This is a genomic window from Pseudoalteromonas aliena, from assembly GCF_038155085.1.
In the GTDB taxonomy this organism is placed as follows: Bacteria; Pseudomonadota; Gammaproteobacteria; order Enterobacterales; family Alteromonadaceae; genus Pseudoalteromonas; species Pseudoalteromonas aliena_A.
Genome location: NZ_JBAKAU010000001.1, coordinates 65,421 through 83,109 on the forward strand (window position 1 = coordinate 65,421; position 17,689 = coordinate 83,109).

The 17,689-nt window shown below is 40.1% G+C and carries 13 protein-coding genes and 1 riboswitch; of the genes, 5 read left to right on the plus strand and 8 right to left on the minus strand.

The window, feature by feature from the left end; all coding sequences use genetic code 11:
• Window positions 1–95: 95 nt before the first annotated feature.
• Together V6260_RS00310 and V6260_RS00315 are read right to left on the minus strand one after the other, a co-directional pair.
• A complete protein-coding gene (locus V6260_RS00310; protein WP_341591953.1) occupies window positions 96–3,245 on the minus strand; it encodes an efflux RND transporter permease subunit in 3,150 nt (1,049 codons plus the stop codon).
• Complete coding sequence (locus V6260_RS00315) at window positions 3,242–4,423, minus strand: efflux RND transporter periplasmic adaptor subunit (RefSeq protein WP_341591954.1); 1,182 nt, start codon at window positions 4,421–4,423, stop codon at window positions 3,242–3,244. The genes V6260_RS00310 and V6260_RS00315 overlap by 4 nt, the downstream gene beginning before the upstream one ends.
• A gap of 169 nt (window positions 4,424–4,592) precedes the next feature.
• Here V6260_RS00315 and V6260_RS00320 point away from each other — a divergent pair, with 169 nt between their 5' ends.
• Together V6260_RS00320 and V6260_RS00325 are read left to right on the plus strand one after the other, a co-directional pair.
• Entirely contained in the window at window positions 4,593–4,856 is a 264-nt protein-coding gene (locus tag V6260_RS00320; RefSeq protein WP_341591955.1) for a YkgJ family cysteine cluster protein, read from the plus strand.
• Between the two features lie 99 nt (window positions 4,857–4,955).
• Window positions 4,956–5,444 (plus strand): hypothetical protein, encoded by a 489-nt coding sequence (locus V6260_RS00325; RefSeq protein WP_341591956.1) that lies wholly within the window; start codon window positions 4,956–4,958, stop codon window positions 5,442–5,444.
• Window positions 5,445–5,507: 63 nt separating this feature from the next.
• Here the strand turns inward: V6260_RS00325 and V6260_RS00330 are convergent, their stop codons facing one another.
• Entirely contained in the window at window positions 5,508–7,361 is a 1,854-nt protein-coding gene (locus V6260_RS00330) for a TonB-dependent receptor (protein ID WP_341591957.1), read from the minus strand.
• A 176-nt stretch (window positions 7,362–7,537) separates the two neighbouring features.
• Between V6260_RS00330 and V6260_RS00335 the strand changes: the two genes are divergently transcribed.
• Entirely contained in the window at window positions 7,538–8,026 is a 489-nt protein-coding gene (locus V6260_RS00335; RefSeq protein ID WP_341591958.1) for a peptide-methionine (S)-S-oxide reductase, read from the plus strand.
• Between the two features lie 302 nt (window positions 8,027–8,328).
• On the opposite strand, the gene V6260_RS00340 is transcribed toward V6260_RS00335, so the two are convergent.
• The 4 genes from V6260_RS00340 to V6260_RS00355 all read right to left on the minus strand — a co-directional run bounded on the left by V6260_RS00340 (window position 8,329) and on the right by V6260_RS00355 (window position 13,586).
• Window positions 8,329–8,880, minus strand: coding sequence for a DUF4136 domain-containing protein (locus V6260_RS00340; protein WP_341591959.1), 552 nt, complete (start codon window positions 8,878–8,880; stop codon window positions 8,329–8,331).
• 108 nt (window positions 8,881–8,988) lie between these two features.
• On the minus strand, window positions 8,989–11,766 hold the full coding sequence (locus V6260_RS00345) for an ATPase (protein WP_341591960.1): 2,778 nt from the start codon (window positions 11,764–11,766) through the stop codon (window positions 8,989–8,991).
• Window positions 11,763–12,311 (minus strand): condensin complex protein MksE, encoded by a 549-nt coding sequence (locus V6260_RS00350; protein ID WP_341591961.1) that lies wholly within the window; start codon window positions 12,309–12,311, stop codon window positions 11,763–11,765. Before V6260_RS00350 ends, V6260_RS00345 begins: the two co-directional genes overlap by 4 nt.
• 3 nt (window positions 12,312–12,314) lie before the next feature.
• A complete protein-coding gene (locus V6260_RS00355) occupies window positions 12,315–13,586 on the minus strand; it encodes a hypothetical protein (protein ID WP_341591962.1) in 1,272 nt (423 codons plus the stop codon).
• 222 nt (window positions 13,587–13,808) lie between these two features.
• On the opposite strand from V6260_RS00355, the gene nhaD reads away from it, so the two are divergent.
• Together nhaD and lysC are read left to right on the plus strand one after the other, a co-directional pair.
• The gene (nhaD, locus tag V6260_RS00360; protein ID WP_341591963.1) at window positions 13,809–15,056 is read left to right on the plus strand and encodes a sodium:proton antiporter NhaD; all 1,248 of its coding nucleotides are present in this window, start codon (window positions 13,809–13,811) and stop codon (window positions 15,054–15,056) included.
• 101 nt (window positions 15,057–15,157) lie between these two features.
• Window positions 15,158–15,330: riboswitch (Lysine riboswitch) on the plus strand.
• Window positions 15,331–15,405: 75 nt separating this feature from the next.
• The gene (gene lysC, locus V6260_RS00365) at window positions 15,406–16,809 is read left to right on the plus strand and encodes a lysine-sensitive aspartokinase 3 (protein ID WP_341591964.1); all 1,404 of its coding nucleotides are present in this window, start codon (window positions 15,406–15,408) and stop codon (window positions 16,807–16,809) included.
• Between the two features lie 23 nt (window positions 16,810–16,832).
• Here lysC and V6260_RS00370 read toward each other — a convergent pair whose 3' ends face one another.
• Complete coding sequence (locus tag V6260_RS00370; protein ID WP_341591965.1) at window positions 16,833–17,588, minus strand: 4'-phosphopantetheinyl transferase family protein; 756 nt, start codon at window positions 17,586–17,588, stop codon at window positions 16,833–16,835.
• Between the last annotated feature and the right edge of the window lie 101 nt (window positions 17,589–17,689).

Below are 17,689 nucleotides of genomic sequence, written 5' to 3' on the forward strand. Positions count from 1 at the left end.
CTTTATAAAAACTATTAATAATGCAGGGCAATATGCAGGAAAATAAAAAGCTCGGCGTATTAGGCCGAGCTTTTTTGGTTGGGATATTACTTAATTTAGCTATTAGTAGGCGCTGGTTGGGCATCTACTAGTGGTGGCTTGCCACGCATTTTACGTATTAATCGCTTAGCGTCTTCTAGTGCTACGTATTGGCAAGGTATAAGTATTAAGGTAATTACCGTGGCAAATAGCACACCAAAGGCCAGCGATACAGCCATAGGTATTACAATTTGTGCCTGCAAACTCGTTTCCATAATAATAGGTAATACGCCAATAAAGGTGGTCACTGAGGTCAGTAATATAGCTCTAAAGCGCTTTGCACCTGCTTGCATAACAGCTTCTTTTATAGGCACACCCTCAGCACGCGCTTTATTTACAAAATCAACCATAACGAGGGAGTCGTTGACTACAATACCGGCTACCGCAATTATGCCAAACATTGAAAGGCCGCTCATGGTCATTCCTAATACCATATGGCCGAACATTGCACCGACCACACCAAATGGAATGACCGACATAATAATTAATGGTTGTGAGTATGAGCGAAGAGGAATGGCTAATAACGCAAATATAATCATCAGCGATATGGCAAAGTCGCGTAACTGCTCATCAGCGCTGTCCATTTCTTCTTGCACGCGTCCTGCTACATTACTGGTAACACCAGGGTAATTTTGTAAAAGGGTTGGTAAATACTCGTCAGTGATTTCTTTTACAATGGCAAAAGGTTCAACTTTATCAGTATTAATGGCTGCCCATACATTGACTGTTCTGTTTGCATTTTCACGACGAATTCTGTTTACACCATCTACAATGTTGATTTGTGCAACTTCGCTCAACGGAACCTCAGCACCTGTTGGTGTAATGATTCGTGTACTGTGTATGTTACTGATAGAGTTACGTTCGTTTTCAGGGTAGCGGATCATGACTTTAATTTCTTCGCCTTCGCGTAAAATACGCTGTGCTTCTAATCCGTAGTAACTAAAGCTTACTTGCGATGCAACATCGGCAAGTGTAAGTCCCATGCTGTAGGCGAGTGGTTTTAAATCAAGCTGTACTTCGTCGGTAGCACTTTGTAGTGAGTCGTTAACATCGCCTACACCTTCCATGCTTTGTAATTTAGTTTTTAATAACGCAGCAACTTCTTTTAGTTTGTCAGTATCCTTGCCTTGAAGTCTAAAACTTACGTCGCCGTCATCTCGTCCACCGCCAAATAAGTTATCTTCAATAGTTAACGTTTTAACTCCCGGCAGTGGTGGCATTTTTTCACGCCATAATGAGCTTAATGTAAAGGTATCGATAGGGCGTTTATCAGGTTCAATGAGTACAGCCATTAACTGTGCAGTCGTACGTCCACGAAGGCTTACCGACAGGTCACGAATCATTTTTTGACCGTATTGTGCTTCAAGCTCTTCATCTACACTAAGTAGTACCGCTTCAATTTTTTTAGCTGTTTCAAGTGTTGCATGCTCAGACGATTCAAGATTCATTTCGACAACAATACGAGGAAAGTCATGTTGTATTTTAGGGTTTGGTACAAATTTTACTAAACCGCCTGCAAACATGCCTGCACTCACTATTAATATACATAAAAAACCTATAATTACGGTATAACGATAATGTATACAATGGCCTATAAAAGGCGTGTAGTAGTTTTGAACAAACGATTTAAGACCTTTATCAACAACCATACGTACCTTGTGTAATGGGTTTTTAGGATTAGGTTTACGTGGGTTCATTGCAGCAATATGAGCCGGTAAAATAAGTTTTGATTCGATTAACGAGAAAATCAAACACAGGATAATAACGACACCAATCGCTTTAGATAATGCTGCGCCTGGGCCTGATGCCATAGCTTGTGGTAAAAAAGCGGCTATGGTAGTTAGTACGCCAAATGTAGCGGGCATTGCAACACGTTTAACACCACGGATTACGTTATCGAGTGAGTGACCGTTTTTTTCTATTTCGGCACTGGCTGATTCACCCACGACGATGGCATCGTCCACTACAATTCCGAGTACAATTATAAAGGCGAATAACGACACCATGTTAATGGTGATATCTAAAAAACCTATCGGCATGAACAAAAAGGCACCCAGAAAAGACACCGGTAAACCCATCATTACCCAAAATGCCAATCTAAGAGGTAAAAATAATGCTAATACCAGCATAACTAAAACACCACCCCATACCATGTTGTCGATCATCATATCGAGACGACCTTGCAGGTAGTAGGTTAAATCAACCATAGGTGTTAGTTTTACGCCTTGTGGTAATTTAGATTCTTTTTCGGCCATGTAATTTTTAAGTATTTTGGCAACGTCGGTAATGTCTTGATCTTTAGATGCTGCAATATCAAACATTAACGAGTTTTTACCATTGTACTTTGAATATAATAAGCCTTCTTCAAAACCATCATTAATTGTGGCTACATCGCCTAAATATATTTGTGCGCCATCAGCAAGGGTAATTAAAGGCAACTTTTCAAACTCATTACCTTTATATGCTTGTTTTTCAACACGCATAGAAATATAACCATTATCTGAACGAATTTGCCCTGCCGACATATTAGTTGAGAAGTTTCTTACTGCGTTTGACACATCTCTAAATGTTAGGCCGTATTCACGCAGTTTGTCGGGGCTAATTTCAATGCCTATTTCATAATTTAAGCCGCTAAAAAAGCTGACTAGATTAACACCCGATAAGGAAAGTAATTCATCTTCTATATCGGTACCTAGTTCTTTTAGTTGTGCATAGGTCATATCCCCATATAGCGCAATAAACATCACTTCTTGTTGAAACTTATCACGTTGAATTATTGGCCTTTCCATACCCGCAGGAAACGAGTTGATAGAATCTACTTGGGCTTTTATTTCGTCTAAAGCTTCTTGAAGGTCGTATTTTTCTTCAATTTCAACCCATGCTTGTGCATAACCTCGGTTAGAGTAGGTTATAAAGCGTTTAATGCCCTCTAATCCCTCAAGGTTTTCTTCAATTTTTATTGTAATGCCTTCTTCAACCTCTTGCGGGGCTGCGCCTGGGTATACCGCTTGAATACTTACCCAATTATTTTCAAGTTGTGGAAATGCCTGTTTACGAATTGTCAGCGCCGTTAAAAGCCCGCCAATAAGTATAAAAATCATAATTAGGTTTGCCGCAACTGGGTTACGTGCAAACCAAGCAATTAAGCCTTTTTCTGAGGTACTCATGGCGTATCCTCTTTAAGTGCTAACTGAGTTACATCGCTTTTAGGCTCAATGCCTTCTAGCTTAACCGCCATGCCTTCTGTTGGGTATTCAAGGGCAGAGATAATAAGTTGCTCGCCACTGTTTAACCCTTGGTCGGCTATTACCATGCCGTTTTGTTCACGTACAATATTAAGCGTTTTAAAGCTAAGGGTTTGATTGTCGTTTAAAATAGCAATTTTGTTATTTTTAACTAAATGGTGCGGGACAATAATCGCGTTATCGAGAGCTCGCCCTTCAATCGTGGCGTTAATGTACGAACCAAAACGAAGTGGCTTAGTGTTATCAGCATACGGGGTAGGTAACTGCGCAACTAGATAGCTCATACGGCTAGTTTGATCAACAATCCCTTCACTACGTACCACTTTGGCTTGCCACGTAGTTTGCTTGCCGGCAAATTCAGCGCTGAGCGTAACCAGTGCATCAATACCGCCATTATTTAAGTATTGCAGCTCTTTATCTGCAACCGGTAAACGTACCTCTGCAACTGCTGTCGCGCTAAGCTCACCAAATTTACTGCCTGCACTCACAACAGAGCCTAAGCTAATAGTGCGCTCATTTATAATTGCATCATATGGGGCTTTTATGTACGTACGTTCTAAGTTACGTTTAGTGCGTTTTACACGGGCTTGAGCAGATTTAAAATTTGCCATTTTTTCAGCAAGTTGTGGTTTACGTAAATAAAGCTCCGAAGCAATCGCATCGCTTGAGTCTGATTTTATACGTTCCCATTCGGCTTTAGCAACGTGAGCTTGTGCACGTTCTATTTCAAGTGCTGAACTTGCTTGTGCAAGGCCTGCTTGTGCTTCAATAAAGTCGGCTTCGTAATCATTTGGATCAATACGTGCTAAAATATCGCCTTGCTTAACAAACGCGCCTTCTACAAATTGCCCGGCTACTGAGATAACTTGCCCGCTTACTTGAGCAACCAGCTCGGTACGGTCTTTAGGTTTTACAACGCCGTACGATTTTACATCAAGAGTTATAGCATCAATGTTTACACTTTTTGCCGCAACCAGCGGGCGAGTGTCTTGCTCTGGTTTTTCTTCTGGTGGCGTTTTCATTGCTGAAAGGCCAATTGCGAGTGCAATCCCGGCAGCTAAAACCGCGATTGGTAGTAAAATTTGTTTTTTAGTAGCCACAAGGCATTCCTTCATATATTTGGTGACAAGGCAATAATACGCAATAAAGTGTTTACAAGGCGTTTGAAGATGTAACAAAGCATTACACATGTGTATTATAAATAAACAATTAGCTATGGTTTAGTGAAAATACATAACAAATTGAATAGTTTTATTAACTGAGGTTATTATGAAAACAGAGCCTATGACGTGTCGTTTAGGCTGCGGTGCGTGTTGCATTGCACCGAGTATTAGCTCCCCAATTCCCGGAATGCCAAATGGTAAAAAAGCCGGAGAGCGCTGTATTCAACTAGATGAGCGTAATTTATGTAAATTATTTGGAGATGAAAGTCGCCCTAAAGTATGTAGCGATTTTAGTGCTACACGTGATGTATGTGGGTCAACTAATGCAGAGGCTCTAGCGCTTATAACCGAGCTTGAGCAATTAACCTAGCTTACGAGGTTAATACACATATATTTACATTTAAGGTAACGCTAAGTACTTAATAAACTCAGATTGGAGTATTAATACTTCAATTAACTAAGGGAATATATGATCAGAGTTGATTATTCACAGTACTCATTAATTGAGCTTGAAGAAGCCATAAAGAGCATAGATAAAGAAAAGTACGTTGAAAATTATCAGGCTCTAATGAATGAGTATTCAAAAAGAGAAAATTACTTAGCTGCTTATAATGAACAAACCGAATCTCAGTTAGAGTCTTGTGAACAAAATATAAAAACAGCAAGTGAATTTGAACGCTTATTAGGAATATTTTTTTTTGGGCTTATTTTTGGTGCTCCAATAGGAGCAGAGGTTGATCCTAATACTTTAACTGGTTCAGATATATTTATCTCTTTGTTATTAATCACTATGTTTGGTGGTTTATTAGCTCATTCAATTAACAATGGCTGGACTTTTGGAGGTAACAATAATTTTTATATTAAAGAAGACCCTATTATGTTTACCGTTGCACAGTTAATTTATGCATGGCTTTTAAGTTTATTTTCCGCTGTTTTTGTACTCGCAGTATTTTCCTAAATTAAATTTATTAGGTACCCACCTATAAGCAGGTACCTAATGAATAAATTCCGAAAGTTTTAATTACCAACTATACGTTGCGCTTAACGTATATTGTTCACCGCGTCCTGGTGTACCTGGTATTTCTTCAAACGACTCATCCCATAAGTTGTCAGCCGCTAAAGTAATAAATAAATTGCTTAACTGAGGCGGGGTTATTTTAAACGTGAGCTGAGTAAAAAATGCGTTATCGTTGCCGTTTCTAAGCGCGTTCTTGTGTTGTGTACGCCATTCGTTGTCTATTCTAAATTCTAAAATATCAGTAGGGTTGTACACAGCGCCAAGTGTTAAACGGTGATCAGGAAAGTTTAACGCGTAAAAACTGGCATCAATATCGGCTGCGCCGTAGTTTTCTGATTTATGTAAATAGGTGTAGCTAGCAATAAGTTTTGCAGTATCAAAGTGCTTCGTAGCTAAAAATTCAAGCCCTGTGGTATCAATATCAACCGGGTTTGCAAAGCGCGCAGATGTGGAGTCAAAATTAAAGGTCCAATCGGTTAAGTTATTATCTTTTCGATAAAAAATAGTCGAGTTTAACTGCCAGCTTTGCTCTTCAAGTAATAAGCCTAGCTCTAAGTTTGAAGTCGTTTCGTGCTCAAGGTTGTAGTTACTTCTAAATAACCCGCCAGAATCGCTGCCGCCAATGGCTGTATAGCCTGCAACTTGGCTCGCCTGCGCGTATGATAAATAAAGAGTTTGCGCTGTGCCGTCACTATTTTGAGTGTTTAAGGTTATATCACCAATAGCTGATACCTTAGCATCATCACGATTTGTATCATCATACGCAGCGCCTAAACGAAAGGTAAGCTGTTGATTCGCTTTTAGCGCCATAGTGTATTCAGGCAATATACTCAGCTTGTAATACTTTCGTGAGGTAAAGTTGTTTTCAAGTGTGGTTGATTCAATCGAGTCATCAATAAATTGTGCTGAGTAATTTATAGCCAGCGCAGCGCTTTGTGCATGGCGACCCGAAAGAGCAAGTGATTTAACCTCGCTTTTATGAAAAGCTTCAAATGCACTAGGATTTTCGCGCGAGTAAATATAGTGATCGTTATGGGTACGATAATAAGCCGAAACTTCAAAATTGCTGCTTTTAGCATAGCTTTGCTTGTGATTAAGCATCCAAAGGCGGGTTTCTAAATCTTCAGTTTCGTTAACGCCAAAAGGGGTGTACAAATTAGGCCAACCAAAAAACTTATCTTGTGAGCCATAAAATAAATCGGTTTGGCTGTGCTCGCTTGCTAATTGCACGCGTGCTGAAGCGCGCGAAAAGTCATGATCGCCATTATCAATAGTGCCATCACTTTGCGAATGAGAATACTCACCTTCAAAGCCCAGGGTATAGTTAGCTAAGCTATTAAGTTGTGTGTTTTTAGCAGCGTGAATACTTTGCAGGTTAAAGTCGTTTGTGCCAGTACCAAGCGATACACTACCGCCAGTAATAATTGGTTTCCAATCAAATGAAACCGTACCTACAGTGCTGTTCATACCGTACAGTGCATTATCGGCACCGGTTAAAACATCTGGGCCGCTGAGCATTTGTGGTGCAATGGGGATTTCAGCAAAATAATGACCAGATTGCGGGTCAAGTAGAGTAGTGCTTCCGACCCTAAAACCGGTGTTTTCAAAAATCCCACCGCGTATAGTTACATCGGCTTGCGCCTCAGCCATATTACGCGATTGAAGGTCAACACGGGGGTCATATTCTAAATTAGAAATAGGCGAATCAAATGTACCCACAGGCAGTTTATTCGCAGTAGGTGAGGCTTCAACCGTTATTTGCTCGATTGAAGACTCATCAGGTAGCGTATTAGCATAAGCAAATGGGGTAACGCTGCATAAAAGTGCAGGTAATATAATGTGTGGTGTGCGATTCATGTGTTTCTCGTCGTTTTTTATTTGTAACTGCGGTTACAATTAATTTTAAAGCCCACATTTGAGCATGATAAAATAGCTAAATATAACAGCAGTCATTTTGTGCGCGATTGTACATTAATTTGTTAATCACTGCATTTGATAACCATTTACACTTCACTTATTAGGTAACATTTATAATGGATACTAAAGAACATAATACTATTTACTTTGCTGGTGGCTGTCTGTGGGGCGTACAAGAATTTTTAAAGCACTTACCAGGCGTTGTTAGCACACAGGCAGGGCGCGCCAATGGTACAAGTAAAACGACAGACGGCGACTATGATGGTTATGCTGAATGCGTAAAGGTAATTTTTGACCTAAAAGTCTTAACCCTAAATACGCTGTTTGGCTACTTTTTTGAAATTATCGACCCATATAGCATTAATAAACAAGGCGACGACGTAGGCCCTAAATATCGCACTGCCATTTATAGCAAAAGCCAAGATCATTTAAAGGTCGCTAGCAATTATATAAACAAGCGCAGTGATGCCGATAAAATTGTGGTAGGGGTAGAGCTGCTAACTAACTACGTGCCAAGCAATCCTGAGCATCAAGACCGATTAACTAATCACCCCGATGATTATTGCCACATACCGCTTGAGCTTTTATATAAATATAAAACATAAGATACGTAGGCGGGAGTTTACCTCGCGCATTTATATGTATTTATTTAAAACCGCGCGGCATAAAGCCCCGCCTACAATATAAAATGGTGAGGTATGTAGGCGGGAGTTTACCTCGCGCATTTATATGCATTTATTTAAAACCACGCGGCATAAAGCCCCGCCTGCGATATAAAATGGTGAGATACGTAGGCGGGAGTTCACCTCGCGCTATTTTTATTTCCATATGTTACCCCTAACCGTGATATTCCTTTTCCACAAAAAAAGCTCACATACTGTGAGCTTTTTAAAAACTAACTTTAAACTTACTGCTGTTTTTGCGGCGGGAAGTTGCTTAAAATTTCGCTCACTGTTTTATTAATTGATGCTTCACGTTGCTCCGGCGATTGATTTTTCTTTAATCGACCTTCTTTTGCGCCGCGCCATACTAGCTGATTTGATTCACGGTCTACAATATCAATAATCAACGTACCCACTTCGTATTCACGTGCGGTTGTATCGCGTTGAAAACCGGTACCCCAATAACCCCAATGTGGGCGGTAGTTTATATTGAAGTTGTCTACTTCAAGCTCTTTATCTACCGATGCATGATAGTTAACAAGTACATCAGCTTGCGCTGCATCAACTAATCTCATACCTAGTGTTTGGCTAAGCTCTGCGTTAACGGCAGTGCGAACACGTTTTTCCATTAGGCCATTAATTTGATAGTTATTTGTGTCTTTAGTTAAGCTGGCGTTTTCTACCCAAGCAAATGTTTTAAAATTACTAAAGTTGGCTGATTTATCGTAATCCCAATCAGGGGTTTGTGTGCAGGCTGTAAGAAGTGCTAGTGCTGCAACAAGAAGTATATTTTTCATTACGTTTGCTCCAATAAAATGCATTAATTCAAAATAACACACATAGTTTAAATGTGTATCATTTAAACGTCCTAAATATTAGTTTAATAGCCGAGCCTTAATGGCCAATTAACTGTGTTCAACTTCAATCCAATCTTTTTCATCGACCCAGTTTTGTGCGCCGTCTTTTACTGAACGAATAGGCACAATGTAGTCACAACTTATTTGTGGCTTAACTGAGGCAAATATAGGCACAAAACCAAAGCTTAGGGCGGTTTCTATAATTGCTTTTTGGTTTTGTGGGTCAATGTCGGCCGCTTCATCTATGTAAATAGGTATACGGTAAAGGTTTTGTTCCTGATCGCTTAATAAGTAACGAATAAACAACATGCCACACAATAACTTAATAGTAATACGTGTGCCGTTTGAACCTGCCGAATCTATTTTTTCAAAGTGCTCTGTTTCACCTGCGCGGTTAACCACTTCAAATCGAATATCAAATAAATCGGTAAGCGTTAAACCCGCTTTATCTGAGGCGAGTTTAATTAAGTGATCTTTCGCTTCGTTTACCGCACTTTCGCTGTACGGTTCTTGGCTAAGTAAATCAAGCGTGTCGCCTTGCTCAAACTGATGCGACGTGCTGATAATGGTATCTATACTATCAACCAGCATTTTGCGGGGTATAACGTTAATTTTAAACGCTTGCAGGTTTGAAATACGGTGCTGGCTTATGCCTTTATTAAAGCTGTTCATTTCGCGGCGAAGGCGGTCTAAATCTTCTCGCAAGCCTTTAATAGTTGCGGCCACTTCGGTAAGCGCAACGCGTGCTTGGCGTTCAACAGCGTCGCGTTCGTTATCAATATTATGAAAGGCGCTTATTAGCTTTTGGTATTTAGTATATTCGTCGTTTTCGTTGTCGAATTTAGTGATACCTGCGTTATACACATGCAAATAGGTGTTGTGTACGTTTATGTCAAAATTACGCAGCTCTTGGCAATCTTTATTAAAGTGATGTACTAGGTCGCTTAAGTTATCAAAATCGACCGTTATATCAATCATGTACGGGGTTACTTTACCGCTGTATAAATCAAGCGTGTGATCAATTCGCTCGCTCTTAACTTGGCGCAGGCGCTCTGTTTGGCGATTAATTTGCTCTTGTTTCGACTTAATTAACGAGCGGCGATCGGCAATTGAACCACTATTTTTTTGAATATCTTGCAGGTAGTCGTCAACTTGTTCGCGCTCAGCTAATAACTGCTCTTTTAGCATGGCTTGCGCTTCAACCGACTGCTGCATTACTTCAAATTGCTCTAAGCGTTTTAGGGCGCTCTCTGCGCTCATAAGTTCATCGTATAACGCGTCTTTTTCTTTTTGTTTATCGGCAACGTTTGCTGCAACATCGCGTTGTTGTTTAAACTCCTTGAGTGAATGCTCAAGTGCACTCAGCTGAGCGGTTAATTGCTCTTTGTTTTCGCCACTTTGCATTTGTACAGGAGAGAGCTTTTTAAGCTTAATGCTCGCGCCTGGTAACGTTAATACGCCACCTTTAACGTTTTCACTCAATAGCGATAAGAATTCCCCAAACGCATCTTCATCATCAATGGTTATATCGCCATTAGTGGTGGTTGCAAACGAGAGAATGTCAGGGTTTAAAATGCGCGATATTTCTTCGACTTCTTTTAACGAGAGGTCTTCGCGCATGCGGGTAAACAAATTAAACTCAAGATTTTTAAGTTGCAGCTTTAAGCTCTTAATTTGTTTTTGTGTTTCGCTAATGCGGTAGTCAAGTGTGTGTAGACTTTGCCCTTGTGCGCTGGTTATAGAGTGCGAAAGCGACTCGTAATCGTGCTTGAGCTGGCCAAGGCTGGTTTTAAGGGTGGCTTTATTTACCAGTTCAAACTCGCTTTTTAGAGCGCTGTAATCTAAAAACCATTGCTCAATTTGGGTTTGTTTGCGCTCTATATCACGCGATTGCTGCACGTATAGGCTTTGCTTTTGCTCAAACTCGTGTTTTTCGTGTTCTATGTCTTCAAGTGCAACACCTAGTTCATTTAGCTGCGCCTCTTGGTAAGTATCAAAGTCAATCAGTGCTTGGTCAATTTTAGGTGCGTACGCCGCTAATTTACCTTTAAGCACGGTCTGATTTTCAAGCATTGATTCAAGTGCGGCTATTGGCTCTTGCATTGACTCAAGGGCTTTTAGTTCGCGTTTTGAGCGATTTACTTTATCAAACGAGCGGCGCCATACTTCGTAAAAGTCGACCTTAGAGTTCGACATATGGCGTTCAAACACACGAAGCATAAAGCGTTTTACGTCGCTTGCGCCTAATTTATGTAAATTAAGAATGCGTCTAAATATTTCTTTATAAATAGAAGAGTCTTGCACATTATTAAGCGGAATCATTTTTAAGTTAATGTCGCCGTCATACGGGGTAGCGCCGCCAGTAAGTAGCGCATTTAGCTCTTGTGCTTTAAGCTCAATAGGGTTGTAATTAAGCTCTTTTAAATGGTTGAACAGCTTGGTAAATTTAATAATGGTTTTACCTTGCGTGTACTGCTCTAAATCAAGCTTTCCTTGATAACAAAAGTACTGATGCGCGTAACCGGCAATTTTACCAAGTCCCGCAACGCCAATCACTACCGAGCCATGAGGTAAGTTAGCCTCTAGTAAAATGTACGACTGATCGGATGAAAAATAAAACTTACGGGTTTCGTCTAAATCGTGTCCGTCCCATTCTGTTAAGCGCAAATCGTTAATAAGCGGAAACTGCAGGGCGTTAATAACCGAGCTTTTACCGGTGTTATTTGGCGCGCAAATAGAGCTGCTTTTATCAAGCGGAATCACACACTTTGCATAGCCTGCGGTGTTAAGTAGGGCGAGTTTACTTAGTCCGTATAGATTTTTCATTCCTCGTCCTCTGTTAAATAGGTTTCTTCGTTTACTTCCATTAGTGCATCTATATAGCGGTGAATTGGCGCTTGTAGCATAAAACCGCCTTCTACTTCGCGGGCTAAACCTAAGCGCACCATGCGCAGGTATACGTCTTTACGCAAATCAGATCCCGAAAATATCTCAAGCTGATCAAACAAATGTTTGTTAATTTGCACCAGCGTTTGCATAAGCTCTAAATCGTTTACGTTGTCAAACAATGCGCGCATTGGGTCTTTACCCGTATTAGCGTAATGCTCAATTAAAATGTAAATGGTGAGCGCAATAGCGCGAGATATTTTGCCCATATTTGGCGTACTTTCGTCGCTAGTAAAATAATAAAAGCCACGGCTGTCGTGTTTTAAATCGTTACCTAAAGCGGTAAATAGGGCGGTGTAGTCTTCTAAGTGTTGGTCAAGCTCTTGCCACATTACGTTGTCTTGTTCGCAAATATGATAACCCGCTACTAATTTTTTATTAATGGCTTGTAGGTGGGTTAGCTCGTCTAAGTTTATGTGTGTCATGGTTTATTTATCTGCCTTTGGAACTGGCTGAGGCTCTGAATTAAATGGATATAAAGAAAAGTGCTGACCGGCAATTTTTACGCGGGCTTTTTCATCGCTTTGAATTATTTTAATATCGCTGTCGCTGACTAATTTTTGGTATAAAAATAGCATTTCGTCGGCATCGAGATCTGGGTAGCTTTCGTCTAAAAATTGCAGCAAGGGCTGCGGCTTTTTGCGCTTTTTATTCAAGCGCTTAGCAAAGCTGGTTTTAACATCGTTGTAGTCAGGAATATTAGGTGTAACAAATGCAGGCACATCTTGTTGGTCTGGCAGTTGGTATTCTTCATGTTCAAATTCAACCAAGCTTGCCATGTAAGCCACAATATGACGTTGTTGGCCAAGTGAATATCGCTGCGCGTCGCTTACAAAATGTGGCTGCACAGCACTTAGCATATTGTCTACGCCATTTTTACGTACAAGCCCAAGTACTTTGGCTGCTTGGCGAGTAATTAAGTTATTACGGCGCAACTCTTCGCGTAGTGGCATAAGCATATCGGCACTTTTACGTAAGCTTTCTCGGCCCATTAAATGCATTTCGAGTATACGGGTACGTAATTGCTCCAGCATACGTTTATCGTTATATGCTTTACCTGAGCGCTCAATGTGCAGTATTTGCTTACTTATTTGCTCTTCAATGAGGATAAAACACGCATGAAACTCACCACGAATATCAACCATTTCAAGCATCGGCTCTATGTATTCATCAAACGCTTCTATTACTGCTTTATAACGCTTTTGCAGCGATTGCACAGCATTATTAGATTTAGCTTGTTCAACAATATTTAAAATTGCGTTTTCGTTGTGTGTATAGAGCTTCATTATTTTACGCACTCGATCATCCATAATGCGGCTGTAGCGGCGTAAGTCGTCAAAGTCTTCTATTTCGCCAGCGTTATCTAGGCGATTACCTAAACGAGCTAGGTCGTCGACTAATACGCTAATTTCTTGCGCTAAGCCCAAATGTTCTTCTTGCAGTAAAAAAGTAGCAAAGTCGGCAATGGCACGATTTATTTCAAGTTGAGAGGATTTAGCCAGTGGAATTAAAATATCTTGGTTTAACAAACGATTTGTTTCTTTGTAAATGCGTTCGTTTGACCATGTTGGCTGCTTTTGCTTAATCGCGTTTTGTACGTCTTTTAGGCTAAAGTCACCCATTTTAAAACGTTTAAATAATAGCGCTAATACATCCCAATGTTCATTTATGGTGTTTAGCAGCTTTTTAGCTGGGATCATAAGAGGTTACAACATCCTAGTATTTTATTGTTGAGTATTTTGTTCATACTCATTTATTACGTATTCTTCTTAAATTCACTTATATATAGTATTCGTTTTTAAGATCATTTAATAATAGTTTTTGCATAGAGGCAGTGCTAAAATTCGCGCCGAAAATAGGCACATGAAATGGAATGTTATTTGTGTGTTCTTTAAAACTATATCAAAGGTTGTTTAACTACCATGGTTTCCTCGATTATTCTAACCCTGATAGCGATTGCATTTTTACTGATCGTTATAGAAGATATTATTCATGTCAATAAAGCCAAAACCACGCTGTTTTTTGGTACGCTTTGCTGGATTCTTCTTTTTATATACCCTCTACACGGGCAAAGCCCTGATACGATTCAACATCTTTTAAATGAAAATATTTTAGAAATTGCCTCATTATGGCTATTTTTAATGGCTGCAATGACCTTTGTAGCGTATTTAAATTCAAAGGGGTTTATAGAAAATATTGTGCACCGTGTTATGCCAAAAAGTATTAGCGAAAAAAAGCTCATGTTTTTGGTGGGTGGTTTTGCATTTTTGTTTTCGTCGATTTCAGACAACGTAACAGCTACGCTTATATCGCTTGCGGTTGTTATGTCGTTAAAACTTGAACCTAAAAAGCTCGTTAAATACGCGACGCTTATTGTGTTTGGGGTTAACTCAGGTGGGGTATCGTTAATAACCGGTGACGTAACCACATTAATGATATTTTTAGATGGCAAAGTAACCATTGCTCATTTATTACTACTTATAGCGCCAGCACTTATAAGTGTTATGTTGCTTGCCGCGTTACTGTCTATAGGTATGAAAGGGCGTATTGAGTTTGCTAGTGCGGGTAAAACCCGAATAGAAAAAACCGACATTACCATTGCTGTTATATTTTTATCTACCGTAGTTAGCACACTTACGCTGAGTGTAATTTACAGCGTACCGCCTCTATTAACCTTTTTGTTTGGCTTATCAGTGATGTTTTTAGTGGCGCAATTTTTAATGCGCAAAAAAGACATAAACAAAGACATAATCGATTTTGTTCGCGATATAGAATACGACACATTATTGTTTTTTGTAGGTGTACTTTTACTTGTAGGCGCACTTAAAGAAATTGGTATGTTGAGTAAATTTACCGACCTATACACGGTAATGGCACCTGAATACGCAAACTATTTAATGGGCATATTATCAGCAGGGGTCGATAACGTACCGCTTACCGCTGCATTATTAAAAGCCGATATAGTAATGAGCCAACAACACTGGTTGTCGTTTACGTATGCAACGGGCGTGGGCGGTTCAATGCTTATTATTGGTTCGGCTGCGGGCATTATTGCCATGAGTAAAGTTAAAGCGCTTACCTTTATGAGCTACTTGCGTTTATCGCTGCATTTATTAATTTGTTACACGGTTGGGTATGCGGGCTCGTATTACATGGGCAGTTTTATTTAACTCATTAATTATTAAATGCTTGACAGCTAGACGTCTAAACGATAACTTTCAAAGCCCCGCTACTTAGTGGGGTTTTGTTTTATTAGCCACTGGTTAATAAAGCATTCAGAAGAGGTGCGATACTTAGGTACTTAATGTTAGGCGACGAAAGCCAATGATCATTAAGGAGGGAAGTACTCGCCGAGGAAAATAATGGTACGTCGTCATTGTTTTTCGGTTTATGGGGCTGAATCCTCAAAACTGTCACCAATATAGGTGGAGAGCTTCTGGCAGTGGACTTATCTTCAAGCATTCCTTTGCCAAGTTCTTCTTGTTTTATTGCGGTTTGGATACCGCGAAAGGAGACTAAATGACTACCCAATCAGCGCCACAAACAGTGCCTCAAACAGAGTTAAGCGCAAAATCAGATTACATCGTTGCCAAATTTGGCGGAACCAGTGTTGCAAATTTTGAAGCGATGAGTCGCTGCAGCGAAATTATTGTTGCAGATAAAAGCGTACGTATTGTTGCCGTGAGCGCCAGTGCCGGCGTAACTAATCACTTAGTTGCACTGTGTAAATCAAGCATTACCTTAAGTGAGCGCCAAGAACACATAAATGGCGTGCTTGCTATTCAACAAACTATTTTAGATGAATTATCGCTAGATGCCGATTTAGCGGTTGGCTTTAACGAAACACTAAAAGCATTTCAAACATTAGCTCAAGAGCCACTAACAACCGACAAGCAACACGACGAGCTACTTAGCTTTGGTGAGCGTTTATCGTCGTATTTGTTTGCTCAAGTGCTGCGTTTACAAGGTTTAAATGCCGATCGCTTTGATGTACGCCAAGTGCTTAAAACCGATAGCCAATTTGGCAAAGCAACGCCTAATGTTGTAGCCACAGCGCAAGCCGCTAAAGAGCATTTAGTTCCGTTATTAGACGCTCAAGTAATTGTGACTCAGGGATTTATTGGCAGTGATGAACACGGTCAAACCACAACGCTTGGACGTGGTGGTTCTGACTACAGCGCTGCATTACTAGCGGAAGCAATTAACGCTAAAAGCGTGCATATTTGGACTGACGTAGTAGGTATTTTTAGTACCGACCCGCGGTTGTGTGCAAAAGCGACGCCTATTGCTCGTTTAAGTTTTGACGAAGCCGCTGAAATGGCAACCTTTGGCGCAAAAGTATTACACCCAGCGACTATTTTACCAGCAAGCCGTAGCCACATTAATGTGTTTGTTGGTTCTAGCCGCGAGCCTGAGCGTGGCGGTACGTGGATTGAGCGCGAAAAATCGCAGCAACCAGGTATACGCGCAGTAACACAGCGTAAAAACCAAATTTTGCTTACGCTTAAAAGCCCAGAAATGCTACTAGCAAGCGGCTTTTTAGCACGCGTGTTTACGCTATTGAGTGAATACAATATATCGGTCGATTTGGTAACCACATCAGAAATCAGCGTAGCTATAACGCTTGATAATGCACAAAACGCCTCGCGCCCAGAACTTGATCAAGAATGCCTAGATAAGCTTGCAGAGTTTTGTCATGTTTCGGTAGAAAACAATCTAACATTGGTGGCACTTATTGGCTCTGAGATTCAATTACGCCAACACGAAATGAACTTAATGAGTGTACTAAAAGACTTTAACATTCGACTAATTTGCCACGGTGCTAGTAAGCACAACCTGTGCTTTTTAGTAGAGCAAACAGAGTCAGATAACGTAGTACAGTCTATTCATAGCCGTTTATTAGAGAACGATTTTGCTGCGTAAATAATTTTACTATTAAGAAGCGGTTATACAAAATCACTTAATAAAAAGCATCGCCAGTCGGTGCTTTTTTTATGCACCACACTTACATCAAAATAAATATTGCTGTCACTGCTATCAGTTACAGTAACGCGATTACTGCTAGCACTCAGCTTTGCACTATGTAATTCGTCAAACACATTGGGGCTCAGCAGTTGTGCAATAGGGCGGCTGGTGGCTTTAGCAAGTGACTCTTTTAAGGTCCAAATTCTAAAAAATGTATCTGCTTGGGTTTGAGTATTCGTGGTTTTGGTAATAAGTGTAATTTCATCATTATGATAAAAATGTTTAGCGAGTTTTTCAAACGGGCGTTTTAAGCTTACTTTTTCAATATCAAAACCAAATTCACTTTTATCAAGATTTAGCGCAGCTCCAACCAAACCATGCGAGTGCGAAATACAGGTATTAATAACATTACCATTTACATGTATTTGCAGTTTTGAGCTTTTCTCGTCAAATTCTGTACTCATTTTATTAAGCGCTATGTGCGCATGTTGTGGCTGCGTTACTTTAATAAGGTGTTTTAGCAATAACCGCGTCGCTAAATATTCTTGCTTAGCTTGCACTCTTTTACGGCGGTTTATAATGGTTAACTCAAATGGGCTTAAGCAATCGGGCAAATTAAAGTCACTAAGCTCAAGTGTTTTAGCATTAAATAATAAAATGCTGTTACTCGCTAAAGACAAATTTGCCAATTGAGTTGAAGTAATACTCAAGGCGTTTTTAAAATAGTGTTCAGTCATAAAAGCCCTAAAGCAAAAGAAGTCGCTGATATTGTGAGCGGTTAACGCCACTAACAAAGGCTGGGTACAATTTTATTACTCAGCTGGCATTAAATATGGTT

Coding starts and splice junctions, on each gene's coding strand:
- V6260_RS00370 (WP_341591965.1), bottom strand. CDS start 17,588: ATGACTGAACACTATTTTAAAAACGCCTTGAGTATTACTTCAACTCAA.
- V6260_RS00335 (WP_341591958.1), top strand. CDS start 7,538: ATGGATACTAAAGAACATAATACTATTTACTTTGCTGGTGGCTGTCTG.
- V6260_RS00325 (WP_341591956.1), top strand. CDS start 4,956: ATGATCAGAGTTGATTATTCACAGTACTCATTAATTGAGCTTGAAGAA.
- lysC (WP_341591964.1), top strand. CDS start 15,406: ATGACTACCCAATCAGCGCCACAAACAGTGCCTCAAACAGAGTTAAGC.
- nhaD (WP_341591963.1), top strand. CDS start 13,809: ATGGTTTCCTCGATTATTCTAACCCTGATAGCGATTGCATTTTTACTG.
- V6260_RS00355 (WP_341591962.1), bottom strand. CDS start 13,586: ATGATCCCAGCTAAAAAGCTGCTAAACACCATAAATGAACATTGGGAT.
- V6260_RS00345 (WP_341591960.1), bottom strand. CDS start 11,766: ATGAAAAATCTATACGGACTAAGTAAACTCGCCCTACTTAACACCGCA.
- V6260_RS00320 (WP_341591955.1), top strand. CDS start 4,593: ATGAAAACAGAGCCTATGACGTGTCGTTTAGGCTGCGGTGCGTGTTGC.
- V6260_RS00330 (WP_341591957.1), bottom strand. CDS start 7,361: ATGAATCGCACACCACACATTATATTACCTGCACTTTTATGCAGCGTT.
- V6260_RS00340 (WP_341591959.1), bottom strand. CDS start 8,880: ATGAAAAATATACTTCTTGTTGCAGCACTAGCACTTCTTACAGCCTGC.
- V6260_RS00310 (WP_341591953.1), bottom strand. CDS start 3,245: ATGAGTACCTCAGAAAAAGGCTTAATTGCTTGGTTTGCACGTAACCCA.
- V6260_RS00350 (WP_341591961.1), bottom strand. CDS start 12,311: ATGACACACATAAACTTAGACGAGCTAACCCACCTACAAGCCATTAAT.